This window comes from Acinetobacter sp. S4397-1 (assembly GCF_024129285.1).
Taxonomy (GTDB): domain Bacteria; phylum Pseudomonadota; class Gammaproteobacteria; order Pseudomonadales; family Moraxellaceae; genus Acinetobacter; species Acinetobacter lwoffii_C.
On sequence record NZ_JAMXXZ010000008.1, the window covers coordinates 34,637 to 51,100 of the forward strand.

At 42.6% G+C, this 16,464-nt stretch carries 15 protein-coding genes; 10 read left to right on the forward strand and 5 right to left on the reverse strand.

The genetic code is table 11. The features are described from left to right. The first annotated feature begins 16 nt into the window (after positions 1-16). The 8 genes from NI467_RS06450 to NI467_RS06485 all read left to right on the forward strand — a co-directional run bounded on the left by NI467_RS06450 (position 17) and on the right by NI467_RS06485 (position 8,521). On the forward strand, positions 17-757 hold the full coding sequence (locus NI467_RS06450; RefSeq protein WP_253151924.1) for a C40 family peptidase: 741 nt from the start codon (positions 17-19) through the stop codon (positions 755-757). Next, a complete protein-coding gene (locus tag NI467_RS06455; RefSeq protein ID WP_151206233.1) occupies positions 750-1,340 on the forward strand; it encodes a tail assembly protein in 591 nt (196 codons plus the stop codon). The genes NI467_RS06450 and NI467_RS06455 overlap by 8 nt, the downstream gene beginning before the upstream one ends. A 54-nt stretch (positions 1,341-1,394) precedes the next feature. Beyond that, positions 1,395-6,377 carry a host specificity protein J gene (locus NI467_RS06460; RefSeq protein ID WP_253151926.1) on the forward strand — a complete coding sequence of 1,661 codons (4,983 nt, stop codon included), beginning with the start codon at positions 1,395-1,397 and terminating at the stop codon, positions 6,375-6,377. Beyond that, positions 6,374-6,913 carry a DUF4376 domain-containing protein gene (locus NI467_RS06465; protein ID WP_253151928.1) on the forward strand — a complete coding sequence of 180 codons (540 nt, stop codon included), beginning with the start codon at positions 6,374-6,376 and terminating at the stop codon, positions 6,911-6,913. The genes NI467_RS06460 and NI467_RS06465 overlap by 4 nt, the downstream gene beginning before the upstream one ends. Positions 6,914-6,974: 61 nt before the next feature. Continuing rightward, positions 6,975-7,301, forward strand: a complete 327-nt coding sequence (locus NI467_RS06470) for a hypothetical protein (protein ID WP_004646469.1) — start codon at positions 6,975-6,977, stop codon at positions 7,299-7,301. Further along, positions 7,282-7,578 carry a hypothetical protein gene (locus tag NI467_RS06475; protein WP_253151931.1) on the forward strand — a complete coding sequence of 99 codons (297 nt, stop codon included), beginning with the start codon at positions 7,282-7,284 and terminating at the stop codon, positions 7,576-7,578. Before NI467_RS06470 ends, NI467_RS06475 begins: the two co-directional genes overlap by 20 nt. Continuing rightward, the gene (locus tag NI467_RS06480; protein ID WP_253151933.1) at positions 7,575-8,150 is read left to right on the forward strand and encodes a lysozyme; all 576 of its coding nucleotides are present in this window, start codon (positions 7,575-7,577) and stop codon (positions 8,148-8,150) included. The genes NI467_RS06475 and NI467_RS06480 overlap by 4 nt, the downstream gene beginning before the upstream one ends. Then, entirely contained in the window at positions 8,147-8,521 is a 375-nt protein-coding gene (locus tag NI467_RS06485) for a hypothetical protein (RefSeq protein WP_253151935.1), read from the forward strand. Before NI467_RS06480 ends, NI467_RS06485 begins: the two co-directional genes overlap by 4 nt. Positions 8,522-8,669: 148 nt before the next feature. Here NI467_RS06485 and NI467_RS06495 read toward each other — a convergent pair whose 3' ends face one another. The 3 genes from NI467_RS06495 to NI467_RS06505 form a co-directional block, all read right to left on the reverse strand. Next, positions 8,670-9,608, reverse strand: a complete 939-nt coding sequence (locus NI467_RS06495; RefSeq protein WP_253151940.1) for a site-specific integrase — start codon at positions 9,606-9,608, stop codon at positions 8,670-8,672. 224 nt (positions 9,609-9,832) lie between these two features. After that, the gene (locus NI467_RS06500) at positions 9,833-10,033 is read right to left on the reverse strand and encodes a hypothetical protein (protein WP_253151948.1); all 201 of its coding nucleotides are present in this window, start codon (positions 10,031-10,033) and stop codon (positions 9,833-9,835) included. A gap of 155 nt (positions 10,034-10,188) precedes the next feature. Then, complete coding sequence (locus tag NI467_RS06505) at positions 10,189-10,842, reverse strand: hypothetical protein (RefSeq protein ID WP_253151950.1); 654 nt, start codon at positions 10,840-10,842, stop codon at positions 10,189-10,191. 471 nt (positions 10,843-11,313) lie between these two features. On the opposite strand from NI467_RS06505, the gene NI467_RS06510 reads away from it, so the two are divergent. Beyond that, on the forward strand, positions 11,314-12,483 hold the full coding sequence (locus NI467_RS06510; RefSeq protein ID WP_253151952.1) for an MFS transporter: 1,170 nt from the start codon (positions 11,314-11,316) through the stop codon (positions 12,481-12,483). Positions 12,484-12,489: 6 nt separating this feature from the next. Here the strand turns inward: NI467_RS06510 and NI467_RS06515 are convergent, their stop codons facing one another. Further along, positions 12,490-13,980 carry an amidase gene (locus NI467_RS06515; protein WP_253151954.1) on the reverse strand — a complete coding sequence of 497 codons (1,491 nt, stop codon included), beginning with the start codon at positions 13,978-13,980 and terminating at the stop codon, positions 12,490-12,492. 602 nt (positions 13,981-14,582) lie between these two features. Here NI467_RS06515 and NI467_RS06520 point away from each other — a divergent pair. After that, positions 14,583-15,026, forward strand: a complete 444-nt coding sequence (locus tag NI467_RS06520; protein ID WP_171480671.1) for a hypothetical protein — start codon at positions 14,583-14,585, stop codon at positions 15,024-15,026. 52 nt (positions 15,027-15,078) lie between these two features. On the opposite strand, the gene accC is transcribed toward NI467_RS06520, so the two are convergent. Further along, positions 15,079-16,452, reverse strand: coding sequence for an acetyl-CoA carboxylase biotin carboxylase subunit (gene accC, locus NI467_RS06525; protein ID WP_151206243.1), 1,374 nt, complete (start codon positions 16,450-16,452; stop codon positions 15,079-15,081). Positions 16,453-16,464 lie beyond the last annotated feature (12 nt).

Sequence of the window (16,464 nt, forward strand, 5' to 3'; positions counted from 1 at the left end):
TTATTGTGAGTCTTAAATGAAACTAACCGCAAAACTTAAAAAAGCAATCCAGGCGCATGCTGCTGAAGTTTATCCAAACGAATGCTGCGGTGTGATTGTGAATAAAGAATACATTCCGTGTCGCAACATTTCAGACAATAAAGATCAGTTTGAAATCCATCATAAAGATTTAGCTAAGGCTGAAGACTTAGGTGAAATTCAGGCTTATGTGCATTCACACCCAAATGCCTCAGCACGCGCATCTGAAATTGATTTAATTCAAATTGAACTACATGAAAAGCCTTGGGTAATCTGTGCTTATCCCGATGTTGAATTTCAAGTGTATGAGCCATGTGGTTATCGCGCACCGCTAGTTGGGCGAAACTATATTCATGGCATACAAGATTGTTATTCCATCGTCCGTGATTTTTATGAACGCGAGCTAGGCATCAAGCTAATCGATTTTGAGCGTCAAGACTTGTGGTGGGAATCCAAAGAGAATAAATCCCTGTATCTGGATGGCTTTGGTGAAGCAGGTTTTATCGAAGTGGATCAGCCGCAATACGGTGATGTGCTGTTATGCCGAGTCGGACGCACTGAGCATGTGAATCATGCAGTAATTTGGCTTGGTGATAATGGGGCGCTTAGGTCTGAAAAGACCGAATCCTGTATTGGGTCAGCTCTTATTCTGCATCATCCCTATGGGCGCAAATCTGTTCGTGAAATCTTTGGTCCACAATGGCAGGAACGAGTCGTGAAGGTGGTTCGATATGCTTAAAAAAATTAGACTTTACGGCATTCTAGCCAAGAAGTTCGGCAAGGAATTCCATCTGGCTGTTGATAATACTCGCGAAGCAATGCGTGCTTTATGCGTGCAAGTACCTGGCTTTGAGCACTTTATGCTGCATGCCCATGAGCAGGGTTTAGAGTTTGCTGTTTTTCAGGATAAGCAAAATATTTCTGAAGCCGAACTCGATATGAATACCGATGCCAAGGTAATCAAGGTGGTGCCAAAAGTGAAAGGTGCTGGCGGTGATGGCGGACTTATTCAGACCATTGTGGGTGCAGTGCTTGTGGTGGTGGGTGTACTTGTGACAGTGGGGACGCTTGGTGGTGGTGCTGCGCTGGGTGCAGGCCTAATCGGTGCAGGTGTGGGCATGATGGTGGGTGGTATCGCACAAATGCTGATGCCTAAAATTGAAAATCAAGATCAAAACCAAGACGGCAACAAGGCTAATAAAGGCTTTGGTGGTGCAGTCACCACGGTAGCGCAAGGCAATCCAGTACCGGTGCTTTACGGTCAGCGTGAAGTCGGTGGATTTATTGCAAGTGCCGGACAGTATCCCGAAGACTTGATGTAAATAACAGGAATATACAGGCGCATACAGCGCCTTTTTTATTGTCTGAGGATAAGTATGGACGCAGTAATTAAAGGCGCAAAAGCAGGTGAGAAGAAGGCGAGAAAGCCAGTCATCGCACCCGATTCAGCACAATCCAAAACCTATATCAAAGTTCTATATGGCTTGTCTGAAGGTGAAGTGGAAGGCTTAGCCAATGGTCTGCAATCAGTTTATTTGGAAGAAACTCCGCTACACAACCCAAATGGCGGATCGAATTTTCAGGATGTGCAAGCAGATTTCCGTTTCGGCACGAATGATCAGGAGCACATTGAAGGCTTCCCAGATATTTCATCAGAAACCGCGATTAATGTTGAGCTGGTTTCTGGTACGCCATGGGTTCGTTCCATTTCTAATACTGACCTTGATGCTGTGCGTATTCGCTTTAAGTGGGGGCCATTGCGTCAACAGAATGCTGATAATGGCGATGTAAAGGGCATCGTCATTCAGTATGCGATTGATCTACAAGCTGATGGCGGAACATGGACTGAGGTTTTAAACACTCAGATTGCCGATAAAACATCCGCAGACTATGAGCGATCACATCGTATTGATTTGCCGAAAGCCGATACTGGCTGGACCATCCGTGTTCGTCGCATCACACCCAACTCAACATCAGAATATATCAGTGACAAGATGTATATTGATGCGCTAACTGAAGTCATTGACCTAAAGCTTAGCTATCCAAATACAGCGCTGCTTGGCTTGCAATACGATGCAGAAACTTTTTCAAATGTTGCAAAAATCGCAGTGGATCTAAAGGGTATTAAGCTGCAAGTTCCGTCAAACTATGATCCGGTTGCACGCACCTATACCGGGATGTGGGATGGCACATTTAAACGCGCTTACACCAACAACCCAGCGTGGATCTATTACGACATTTGCATAGCGAAACGCTATGCGCTGGGTGATCGACTTACATCATTAATGCTAGATAAGTGGTCACTGTATCGCTTGGCGCAATACTGCGATCAAAAAGTATCGGACGGCAAAGGCGGTGAAGAGCCGCGTTTTACTTGCAATGTGTATCTGCAAAGCACAGAAGATGCATTTGCAATTTTAACCAAGCTGGCTGGTGTATTTCGTGCTATCAGCTACTGGGATGGTAATTCGATTGTCTGTGATGCTGACATCCCACAAGATACTTATTTTACTTATACACGCGCCAACGTGATTGATGGCCTGTTTGAGTACTCAGGCACCCGTGCGCGTGATCGTCATACTGTTGCAAAAGTGGCGTGGGATAACCCTGCAAATCATTACAAAACTGAATATGTTTATGTACGTGATGAGGCAGCCATTGCTAAGCTTGGTGTGCGTATTGCTGAGATTGATGCGTGGGGGTGTACATCGGAAGGTCAGGCACAACGCGCAGGTCTTTGGGCCTTAAAGTCTGAGCAACTGGAAACCCGGACCGTATCTTTCAAGGTTGGTTTGGATGGCTATATTCCACAGCCGGGCCGTGTAATTGAAATTGCGGATGAGCTGTTTGCCGGCCGTGCCAATGGTGGTCGCATCTCAAAAGTGTCCCCTAATTTACGTACGATCACAATTGATCGTGATGATGTGGTATGTCGCGCCGGTGATCGACTGGTGGTGAATGGTGAAGATGGGAAATCTCAAGCTCGAATTGTATCGTCTGTCAGTGGCCGCAATATTACAGTGACTACTGCATTTGATTCAGTTGCCGCGGAGAACGTCTGGGCTGTTGATGCGCAAGATTTGAAGACTATGAAGTTTCGCGTCATGAGCATCACTCAAGATGAAAAGCATCAGTTTTCGATTACTGGTCTTCAGTATGAATCAGTAAAATATGATGCGATTGATTTTGGTGCATTTATTGATGATCGCCCAATTTCAATTATTAATCCGAAGCTGCAAGCCCCGGTTGAATCTGTACTGATTACATCTGAAGCGATGGTGCAGCAAGGCCTCTCAATTGAAACTATGGTTATTTCATGGCCACAAGCTGAAGGCGCAACCAAGTACCAGGTGGAATGGCGTAAAGATGATGGCACATGGATTAAATTGCCAATTACGGGTAGCAACTCGGTAGAAGTGCAGGGTATTTATGCGGGCAATTATGAAGCGCGCGTGACTGCGATTTCCGCATTTGATGTTGCATCCCTGCCGACCTATTCTGTTTTGACAACTCTGTCTGGTAAACAAGGATTGCCGCCAGCGCTAGCAAATATTGCTGCCACCGGTATCTTGTTTGGTTATCAATTGAGCTGGAACTTCCCGTCAACTGGCGCACTAGATACTGCCTATACGGAAATTGAGATTTCAACAACAACTAATGGTGCCAATGCCACACAACTGGGTTTGTTTGCATACCCGACGACAACGCATGTTATTCAGGGTATGCAACCAAATCTCACCCGATATTTCCGGGGGCGCTTGATTGATCGGATTGGGAATGTTGGGCCATGGTCTGCGCGTGTCAGTGCCACTACTTCAGCCGATGCGTCTGCCGTGCTTGATATTTTGTCGGGCAAGATTGGCGAATCACAACTGCACAAGGATCTGCAAACAAAGATCGATAAGATTGATACGATTGCGGGTATTGATGGTGATATTGGGAATTTGATTGACAATATTACTGCAGTACAAACCGAGGTTGATCAGCTTAATCAGGAGCTAAATAAGGAAACAGAGGCGCGTATTCTGGCTGTAAGTGATCTTAATGATGGTTTGACGCAAGAAATTTTAGATCGCGAAAACGGTGATTCTGCAAACTTGACTGCATTGAATAACTACAAGAGTAGTAATGATACTGCGCTTGCTAATGTTCAGCAGAAAATCAATACAGCAGTTGATGATATATCTTCAAATACGCAAGCCGTGCAAGCCTTAGATAGTCGTGTGACTACAGCAGAGGGGGATGCAAGTACAGCAAAAACCAACGCAGCCACAGCACTAACCAAAGCTGAAACAGCAACAGATTTAGCAGGGTCGGCAGCATCACTTGCGCAGCAAGCCAGTGCCATTGCAAATCAGGCTGCTGATACAGCAGGCACAGCAAATCAAACCGCTGCAACTGCATTATCTAAAGCGGATGTTGCGGCAACACAGTCTAGTGCGAATGCCAGCAAAATTGATGCAATTACAGTCGAACTTGGTGATAAGGCTACCACAGGCGCTTTAGCTAAAACCGATGCAAAAGTGGCGGAACATGAAGGAAAAATCAGTGCCAATACAACCAAACTTGACGGTGTGTATGCACAGGTCAACCCTAAGTTAATTGGCTCAACTGAAGATCTAATCGGCTCAACAGAAGGCTTTGCGGGAACATGGACTTTGCAATCAGCAATGATTGAAAATGACATGGCGCTGAGTCAGCGTATTGATACAACTGTGGCGAAGGTTGGTGATAACACTGCACTTATTCAGTCTGAGTCCACAGCACGTGCGGAGGCCGACTCAGCCTTGGCTACGCAGATTAATACCGTGCAAAGCCAAGTTGATGATACGAAGGCACTAATTTGGACTGAGCAGCAAACCCGCGCGGATGCAGATAGCGCCCTAGGCCGTAGACTCGACACCCTGCAAGCCCAAGTTGGTGATGATTTGCAGCAAAGCATTGCGACAATTCAGGCCGAACTAGAGGTCCTGGTGGATGCTGACAAAGCCCTGTCTACCCGGGTTGATACAGTTCAATCCGCCACAAGTGCAGCGCAAAGCTCCGCAGATCAAGCAATTTTAGATGCTCAATCTAAATCTGCAGCAGCAGAGGCGGCGGCTAAAACCTATGCAGAGGCAAAGGCGAAAGCTGAAGCGGATGCGGCTAAAGCAGCAGCCTCAAGCGACGCAACAGCTAAGGCCAATGCAGCAGAGTCGGCAGCTAAGGCAGCAGCAGCTTTAGACGCTAAAAATAAAGCAGATGCAGCAGAGGCAGCAGCCAAGGCAGTCGCCAATGCAGCTCAAAAAACTGCTGATGAAGCGCTTGGGAAGGCTGATACAGCTACAGAAAATATTGCGACTGTGCAGACTCAAGTTAGTGCTCTGACTACACAGCAGGGGGCTATAGCTACTCAAGTCAGTACGCTACAAACAACTGTTGGTAAAAACACTGCATCAATTCAGGAGATAAATGAAAGTGTAGATGGCTTATATGCTCAGAAGTTCACAAAAATCGATGTGAATGGAAAAGTAATCGGCTGGGGCGGTGCAAATGATGGTGTTGAGGGTAAATTCATTTTCAATGTTGATGCACTAGCGATCGGAAGTGGCGGCAGCACTGGATATTACCCATTCGTTTTCCGCAATACGCCTTTTACTGATCCAATTACTGGCACTGTTTTTCCTGTGTCCGCTTACCTGAAATCAGCAATGATGGACTATCAGTCTGTCAAAACTTCGCATATTGAAGATTTAGCGGTTAATACTGCGAAGATTGCAAAACTCGCAGTTAAGTCAGGGAATATTGATGACTTGGCTGTAACAACACTAAAGATTCAAGACGAGGCAGTAACGGTTCCATCTAGCGCAGAGTACCCTCAGGAAATTATTAAAACAGCCGATAGACAAACAGCAACCTACGCCACCAACGCGCTGATTTCTGAATGGGAATCATATATTGGTGATGTCGCATCAATTACAGTCAATCGATCAGGAGGGAAGCTAAGGATTGATTGTGGCTTGGCTGTTGCTGCCAATATGCAATTTCTTCCGCCCACGGGAGATAGTGCGCCCGACCTATCCAAGGCTCGAATGTTTGTAACTATCTACGTGAATGGATCTGCTGTGGCGCAATATAAATACGTCAGGAATACAAGTGTCCAGGCGGGTAGTGCGTCGGGTGCTTATGATGCAGCATTTGATTATGCTATTACACTACCGCCTACGATTGTGGCTGCTGGTACCGGGCAGACGGTTGTTAGTGTAAAAATTGGCTTTGCGGGGATTGATAGCTCATTGCGTGCACTCCTTCGGAGCGTGTTTGGTCATTCAGTCAGAATATCGAACAGGGTTGTATCAGTACTGGAGTTGAAGAAATGACAGCGATTATTTCCAATAAAGGAGAGTTACTAAAAACCATTTCAAGCAACGATGAGACAGTTGAATTAAACACTCCTAAAGGGTGTCAGGCAGTTGAAGACCCTCCTGAGCCAAATATGTATTATCAGGATGGCTGGGTAGTGATGCCCGCTCAACCAACCTCGTACCACATATTTAATTACGATCTAAAGGATTGGATTGATCCGCGCACCTTAGATGAAATCAAAGCCCAGAAATGGACTGAGGTTAAATCTGAGCGCGATCGACTTGAGTTTGGTGGTTTTGAGTTTGAGGGCAATACTTATGATTCAGATCAGGTTTCTCAAGGTCGGATTATGGGTGTAGCGGTTGCAGGTGTAGATCAAGTATGGACACTGGCAGACAATACAACTGTTAATCTGACAGCATCACAACTACAGCAACTATATGTAGCATTGCAAGCCCACATTGCAAGCGTTCACGAAAGAGGGCGTATTGCAAGACAGTTAATCTTTGATGCTGAAACTAAAGAGCAAGTGGAAGAAATCAATCTCTAGCACCTCCGGGTGCTTTTTTATTACCAAAAATAAGGGGTATGTATGACTAAAGGGGATGTATATGGACTTTCTTAGTCAAGTATTGGAAAGCATAAAGAACCATTCACACATCCTTTTTACAGGTGTGCTGGGTGCAACTTTTGGTTTTTTATTAAGCAAGGAGCCAACTCGGGATCGCTGGATAGGATTCTTTGCTGGCTTTATTTTATGTGTGGTCTTTGCTAAACCGGCAAGTTTATTTCTTGCTAGCGGTAACTACCCAGAACTATTTGGTTTCATTCTGGGTGCTGCTGGTAAAAGTACAGCTGAAGCATTGCTGAGTTTGGCTCGATCAAGAGTTCTTGGTTTAGTCAAAAAGGAGAATGAGGATGCTGCTAATCATAAGTAAAACGGCCTTGGTGTTATTTATATTTTCGTTTGCCATCATGGCATTTCATCCAAAAATTCAACTTCCAAAACATATCGATTTTCTATTGGTATTGTCGATCCTTTTTGGGGCGGCACTTTTTGTTAAAGATGAGTATTTGCCCAGTCCAGCTGGAACACTTTTTTACACCACTGTAAGCATTTTATTCGCACTCTTTACCCGACAACTCTATATTTGGGGTAAGGGTGGTGCACGTCCTAAATTTTTCACTACGGATAAAGATGGTGACAACCCATGAAACATATTTTTGATTTCTTGCGAAAGATTAGCGGGGGTAAACTCACCCAAAAACAAGTTGATGCTGCTGACAAGCTGATTGCAACTGCTTACGATGATGTCACCAGCATGCTGGGTATTGCTACGGATGAAATGCATGTTAGTCCAAGTGGTATTGATCTGATCTGCAATTTTGAAGGCTTACGACTGAGTGCTTATGATGATGGTGTAGGTGTATGGACCATTGGTTTTGGAACAACAAAGTACCCAAATGGTATTCGTGTGAAAAAAGGGGATACTTGTACGGTTGCACAAGCCAGAAGCTACATGCAGCATGATTTGAAAGAGTTTGAGCAGACTGTTAATAATGCAGTCAAAGTTGAAGTTAATCAGAATCAGTTCGATGCTCTGGTTTCACTGGCTTATAACATTGGCACCAATGCATTTAAAAATTCCACATTGATCAAACGACTAAATGAAGGGAATTATAAAGCCGCAGCTAATCAATTTGATGCGTGGGTTAACGCTGGTGGTAAGCGCATGCAAGGCCTAGTGAATCGTCGAGCTACTGAAAAGGCTTTATTCTTAAAATGACTCTAAATCTATTATGGAAATACAAACACTGGATCGCAATAGCGATCTTTTTTATTTTATGGGTGGGGCAAATTGCTTACACCAATCATTTGAGTGGAAAGTTGCGTAAAGCTAGCGAGCAATGCACAGCCAAAATTCAGGACATTGAGCAAAAGCACCTCAAGGCTTTGACTGAAAAACAAAATCAAATTAACCAGATGAGTGCAGATTATGAAGCAACAAAGTCAGAACAGCGTGTACAAGTCGAAACAGTTACACGTGAAGTGCAAAAGATCATTGATCGTCCTGTTTATTTCAGTCACTGCTTTGATGATGACGGCCTGCAGCAACTCAACTCACTTATCGCTAGTGGTACCAGCGAACCTCCTTGAGCCATGCGCTGATTTACAGCAGTTGGAGTCCGGGCGGGGTAAGGTTGCTTTAGTCTGGTCCGTGGATACGGTTGCTAAATATAATGACTGTAAGGCGCGGCATGGTGCAATTGTAAAAGCCCTCAAGTGAGGGCTTTTTTACTTTTTATCAATCCAAAATACTTACAATTTCATTGTCTGCGGGAAACAGCCAACCCTCGGCAATATCCGCATACCACTGCATTATTTGTCTTTTTTCCTTCTTGTAGCGAGCATGATTATAAAAACGTTTTGAGTGATGATAGTCACGAGTCATTGAATTATGAGCAATACACAACTCTATCGCATCTTCACGCCACAAGTTCGACTCATAGCAAGTTGTCGAGAATACATGTCGAAAGCCGTGAAGCGTCTGCTTTTTTGCGTAATTTGTTAAAAGTATAGAGTTCCTTATTCTTGATCCGCTGATATGTTGCTTATTCTTGTAGCGGGAGGGAAACACATAAAAATCACTAGAGCAGCATTCCCTCCATTTCTTCAATAAATCAACAGCCTGGTCTGAAAGCATAACTGTATGAGCAATTCTTGTTTTCATTCTGAGCGCAGGTATATTCCATTCTTTTGTTTTAAAATCAATCTCGCGCCACTCCATCCCGAAAACCTCATTTGATCGCGATGCAGTTAAAACAATCATAACTAATGCAACCCAGTGTAATTGATTAATAGTTGTTTTTTCCCGCATCTCTTTAAAAAAATCTGGCAGATATAAATTATTAACAAACGGAAAATTGACTTGAACATGCCGCTTTGAAGCCCTTCGAAGAATGGAAGCGGGATTGTGATTGCAATAATTTACGTAAAAAGCGTAATCAAAAACTCTTTCGACTAGCTGCCTGACTTGATTTGATGTTCTTGTCTTACCATCCATTTCAAGCTTTCGGATCGGCTGTATTGCAATATGATGATCGATTTCACTTAATAGTAAATCACCAATAAACGGATGAATGTGATTTTCATATTGATTCACAAGCTCATATCTTCGACGCGGTGAAACAGACAAGCTTAAAAAGCGATGGTACTCATAAAATACTTCTTCAAATGTTTTCATAAAATCTAGGGGCTGTCCTCATTTGATAAATAGTTCAAAAAATGACTATTTAGATGCTTAAAATTGAATGTTTAATGAAGGAATTGCTGATTTATTAAACAAGATACAGAGTAATTTGCTTCGTTAAATGAAATGAGGACACGCCCTAATCTAAGTAATGTTTAAAAGTGTGTGGGTCTCTGCACATCGCCACCTTTAAACATTATTTCATGTGCATTAGATTATCAATCATTAATTCCATAGTGCTTTTTCAGCGCTTCTAAAATGACCTGCTTTTTGTTTTTTTCAGTAAGCAATCGCTCAAGTATCTCTTTTTCAAGATCATTGTCTTGATACAAATTCAGCGGAATACGAGTTGCTTTACGCTTCTCATCATACTTTTTCGAGTATTCACTGTCTTTCTTGCGTTTAGTTTCTGTTTGCATACTCCCCCCTGATACTTTAAAATTCGATGACTTGGAAAATCTTTCTAAGTAATGTTTACTGCCATGAAGGCAGCTTAAAATAAAACTCTTTCGACTGCACATCGAAAGAGTTTCGGAACCCCACTCTAACCAGTGGGGTTTTGTTTTTTTAATCCCTATACCTGAAAAACAAATCTTGCCAATGTGTCGGTAATCATCATTTCACCTCTTACTATTTCCCCATTATCTGCCTCGGCTTCAAATGAATACCCAAGCTTACCCAATATAACAGTCGGTTTTGTATCTTTCTTATACACAGTAACGTCATATTTAGAACACGCTAAAAACTTGCTGACAGCCAGGGCGATGGTTTCTTCTGGGTTAAGATAAACAAGGTAACTTAAAAGTTTCTTTTCAGCAGAAATGTAGGCTTCATTTCGAGCTTCTTTAGTTGATTTGCCATCAGATAAATTAGCATCAACTTCATGATAGCGACCATTTAAAACATCATAATCTAATTTAGTGAGCCATCCGTTTTTTGCTGCTTCCTTAATGTATGTGCGTTGTTCTCTATTTGTACTATGGAAATGCACATCAACGGTGTTTCTAAGATTGTATTCAACAAAATCCATCATCTTGCTAACTGCAAAAAATTCTACAGCTTGACGTACTTTTGCATCAAATAATGACTCATCAAAAGTAATTGATAGTATGTCAGAGGGTACAAGCTTTGCGATTTCATAAACAAATTCATTTTGAAAGTGACCGCCAATAGCCAAGGCATTTTTATTCGCAATTTCAACTTGTTTTGTTACATCAACTGATTTCATTATTATTTCTCACTAAGTAATGTTTAATTTATCAAGCTTCCATCTGCACATTTCGTCTTGATATGAATACAATATCTAATGCACATTAGATTTGCAAGCACTATTTATAATTATTTTTAATCTGCCGACGAACGGTCAGCTCCTCACTTTACTCAAAACAACATACTTATTTTTCAGTCCAAGCGACCAGCCGATTTCCTTTTGCTCAAGTAGTAAAAAACCACCTTCGGGGCGGTTTTTTACTACTATATGATAATTTTGGTGATTAAAAATAAATTATTGTTTTATAAGTAAAATAACAAATAAATGTGATATTTTGGTAAAAGTATACAAATTTTGAAATAATTTAATTAAAATAAATTTGTATACCGATTTGTATACTTAACACCTCCTAACCCAGCCTTTTATATGCAAAAGCATACAACTCTGAAAATTTTATAAACCATTGTAAATACTAAGGAATACAGCTTAATGCTAAGCTTTCCAATCCACCACAAACTAAGCGGATTCTATTTTTTCTATTATACGGTTGTGGGGGCATTTATGCCATTCTGGAGCCTTTATCTGGAAGATCAGGGGTTTAATTATCAAGAAATAGGTATCTTGTCTTCTATTGCAATTGTTACCCGTTTCTTTGCCCCTTTAATTTGGGGATGGCTCGCGGACAAGTCAGGCAAGCGCATGTTATTGGTTCGTATTGCGACCTGGATGGAAGCCTGTATCTGGTTCATGATTTTTCTTATTCCCAATAACTTTCAATCCGTTGCCTTACTCATGCTTATTTTCAGCTTTTTCCAGAATGCGATTCTGGCACAGTTTGAAGGCGTGACCTTATTCTGGCTAGGTGAAAAAAGAGCAGAGCTCTACGGTAAAGTCCGTAAATGGGGATCTATTGGCTTCATCGTCGGCGTCTTTGGCTTGGGGACCGTATTTGAAGTGATTCCGATCAGTATGCTGCCAGTCCTTTTATTATGTATTTCATTTCTAACTTTTCTTTGGTCATTTAGTATTAAAGAACCGACGGCGGCGCCGGTGGCACAGAAAAAACTGGATACCATCTGGCCAATATTTAAACGGCCAGTGGTCTATAGTTTCCTTCTTATAGAATTAATTATGTTGTTCTCACATGCGCCATTTTACAGTTTTTATAGCAATTATCTGAGTCAGGCCGGATTTAGTACCAGCCAGATCGGATTGCTCTGGTCAGTGGGTGTAATTGCAGAAATTATCATGTTTGCTTATGCCACCTTCTTTCTCAGTCGCTGGTCATGGCGGCATCTAATCATGCTTTGCCTGTTAATAACCGGACTAAGGTGGTTAGTGGTCGGTTTATTTCCATCTTCCTTTGTTGCACAATTCTTGACACAAACGATTCATGCTTTAAGTTTTGGTCTATTTCACATGATTGCCATGCGAGTCATTTTTCAGAATTTCTCTGCCGGGCAGCAGGGCCGTGGGCAGGCACTTTATAGCACTATGTGGGGAATCGGTGTGGCAACAGGAAGCATTCTAGCAGGCCATTATTGGGATCAATTAGGCGGAGATATCATCTTTTTTGCAGCTGCAGCCTCAACTTTGCTAGGTTTTCTGCTGCTAGGGGGCTTACCTAACAAAGTTGAATTACCATCTTCAAACAGTTAAATCACTTTAAAGACGAATTTTGGCATATTGATCAAACCAGGGCTGTGCCTGCTCTAATTGTGCTGCAAGTTGCAAAAGTAAATCTTCACGAGCAAAAGGTGCAATAAACTGTGAGCCGAGCGGCAAGTTCTGTTTATTCCAGTACAAAGGTACAGACATAGCCGGCAGTCCGGTGATATTCGCCAGCTGGGTAAAAGGAACCCATTTCAAGTTTTCTTTTACAATCTGATCTACCAGTTTGCCTTGTGCCAGCAAATGCGCTTTCTTCATGCCTAAGAGCGCCTTTAATAGGGGTTTTTGCCACCCCGGAATTTTCACTTCGCCATTTTGAGGAGCGACACTCGCTGTAGCAGGTGTCAAATAAAGATCATAACGTTCAAAGAAATGATTCATTTGAGTCGCATATTGCCCCCAGTTATTTAAATTATGAATATATTCCAAGGCGGTAGTTTTGGCTCCAAAGGCTGCGAGTGCTAAAGAGTCCAGTTCAAAATCACCAGTTTTGGAGGGATAACTTTTTTGAATCTCATCCAGCATATAAGAGAACTGACTAAACCAGGTGGTAATAAAATCTCTGGCCAATTGCATACCATCAATATTCGGCTGATCTTCTACGACTTCATGACCCAGTGACTCGAGTAGGCGGGCTGTTTGTTCAATTGCCTGAATCGCATCCTGGGAAACTCTGGTACCAATAGTAGAACGGGTATTAAAAGCGATTCTCATTTTTTTGGGCGGATGCTGGATAGCTTCCAGATAAGGTTGCTGCGGAGCCTGGATTTTGAAAAGTGAACTATGATCTTCGCCATGCGTTGCATCCAGCATGGCCGCACTATCGCGTACAGTTTTGGTGAGCACATGCTGAATCGCTGCCCCATGCATGGCCTCACTCATTTGCGGCCCCCACGGAGTACGGCCACGACTTGGTTTTAAACCAAATAAACCACAATATGAAGCTGGAATACGAATAGAGCCGCCACCATCGCCAGCACCAGCAATAGGGACTATACCGGCAGCCACGGCAGAGGCCGACCCTCCAGATGAGCCACCGCTATTATGTTTTAGATTCCATGGGTTTTTACAGCTTCCCCAGGCATCGGGTTCGGTAATCCCTTTAATGCCAAATTCGGGAGTATTGGTGCGGCCAAAGGTGACAATACCGGCCTTTTCCCAGCGGTTGACAATTTCAGCATTGGTATCGGCAATATAGCCAGTACGTTTCATACCCTGACAGCCATAAGACGTTGGATAGCCTGCATATTCCTGGAACAGGTCCTTAACCAGAAATGGCACACCAGCAAAAGGCCCTGTCAGCTTCTGCTGAGTCCGTTGTAATGCATGTTCATGCATGGGAATGATAATGGCATTTAAGTCGGGATTAACTGCTGCACTGCGTTCCAGTGCAATCGACAAAAGTTCACTTGAATGTACCTGTTTCTTTGCAACCAGTTCGGCCAGCCCTAGACCATCATATTGTAAATATTCTTCAAATTTCATAGTGTTCCTTCAATTTTTGTTGCGTCTCAAGGTTGTAGAACATTTCAATTCCGGATGCAAGCCCACTTGATTATGATTGGGATGTGTCTGAACTAAGGCTAACGCTTAGAGAGCAGCCTCTATAAAACTCTATCATTTGATGGAGAACATGGGGCTTTATTGAGTTATGTACCTATATAATTTAGTCGGTCTGTACGATTACATGGATTTCCTCATACTCTAATGACACTTCCTTTACACTCAATTAATTAAATCTCCCTTAAAAATATCTACTACAAGCCTGAGTGTGAAATCATAACGGCCGCCCAACCTTATAAGCTTTTGTTAATTGAAGTTGCTTGATTAAATAACTGTTTTATCACTGAATATAGAGCCAAAACTCATGTGCCTTCCTAAAATTCCCCATACAAAATAGATACAAAAAATACCAGAAAAGAGACCTATATTTTTGGTTAACATGGTAATAATTTATTTTTCGTATCTTAGGTCCTGTTATTTGATTTACTCAGATACGATCTTCTTAAAATATGATAACTTAGAACAAATTTATTCAAATGATATTGGTGAATATGAAAAAAATATGTCTTAGCCTTGCCTTACTCATGACCTCACCCTGGCTAATGGCAACAGAGAATAAAAGTGCCTCTGATACGACGATCAAATCCGCTGAAATTCCGAATACTTTTACAGTCAATACCCGTCCCGAAATTGTGGGATTATGGGGAATGGAAATTCCAAAAAATAAAAAATGTATCGAATATTATAATTTTAAATCAAATAATAGCGTGATTATTAAAAGTGGAGAGGAGTGGACTTCAGGACTTTACGATTATCAGCCTGCCCAGAATCCTGCAGAACAGATTCCGGCTTTAATCTTGCAGGTACGTTATGACAATAATGAAAAGGACTGTTCCGGTAACCAGGTGGATCAGTCCGGGGAAGTTTCACAATATTTTGTACAATGGAAAAATCCCTATACCATCAATTTCTGTGCCAATGAAAAAGCAGAACAGTGTTTCGCCGTATTAAGACGGGTTTTGCCATAAGAAAATAAAAAACCGCTGAATTTCAGCGGTTTTTTTAATAGGTGTTTACAGATCAAGAAGCAGCTTCTTTTTCTTCTGCACCTTCAAGTTGCTTAAGCAAATGCTTTTCCAGATAATGAATATCCATTGCCTGTTCAGAGAAATTCTTATCTTGTAAAATCAAATCCTTGTGCAAAGGAATATTGGTCTTGATCCCAGTCAGAATCATTTCTTCAAGTGCATTTTTCATTCGTGCCAATGATGTTTCACGATCTTTACCATGTGCGATCAGCTTGGCAATCATGGAATCATAGTAGGGCGGAATACTATAACCCGGGTAGATATGCGAATCTAAACGGATACCGGCACCTCCTGGGGCATAGAAGGTTTCAATCTTGCCTGGAGAAGGCATAAAGGTTGAAGGATCTTCGGCATTAATACGACATTCAATCGCATGGCCTTTTACCTGCACATCTTCTTGTTGAATATCGAGGCCAAGACCAGCCGCGATTCGAAGCTGCTGCTCGATTATATCAATCCCTGTCACCATTTCAGTCACAGGATGCTCAACCTGAACGCGGGTATTCATTTCAATAAAGAAGAATTCGCCTTCTTCAAACAAGAATTCGAATGTACCTGCACCACGGTATTGCATCATCTTGCAGGCATTGACACAGGCTTCCAGAATGTCAGCACGTGCCTGTTCTGGCAGGTTAGGTGCTGGAGCTTCTTCTAGAACCTTTTGATGACGGCGTTGTAATGAACAGTCACGATCATACAGATGAACTGCATGGCCATTCCCATCACCCAAGACCTGAATCTCGACGTGACGTGGTTTTTGCAGGAAACGCTCCATATAAACCGTATCATCACCAAACCACATTTCTGCATCACGCTGCGCAGCCTGTACAGATTCCAGCAGGGTATCGACACGCTCTACAATACGCATACCACGACCACCACCACCAGATGCTGCCTTAACAATCAGCGGGAAGCCGATCTCTTTGGCCTCAGCCAGCGCATTTTGTGGAGTCACTGCATGAGCAGAGCCGGGAACCGTTGGTACACCTGCTTTACGCATTGCTGTAATGGCTGATACTTTATTGCCCATTAAGCGGATATGTTCAGGACGTGGACCGATAAAAATAAAACCAGAACTTTCAACGATTTCTGCAAATTCAGCATTTTCAGCCAGGAAACCATAACCAGGATGGATCGCATCCGCGCCAGTAATTTCCGCAGCAGTAATAATCGCAGGAATATTCAGGTAGCTATCGCTACTTGCACCTGGACCTATACATACGGCTTCATTACAGAAACGTAAATGCATCAGATCCTTGTCGGCATCTGAATAGACACCGACGGTCTTAATTCCTAAAGTTCTACAAGCCCGTGTGATGCGCAAGGCAATTTCACCACGGTTTGCAATTAAAACTTTTTGCAACATTATAAATCCCCG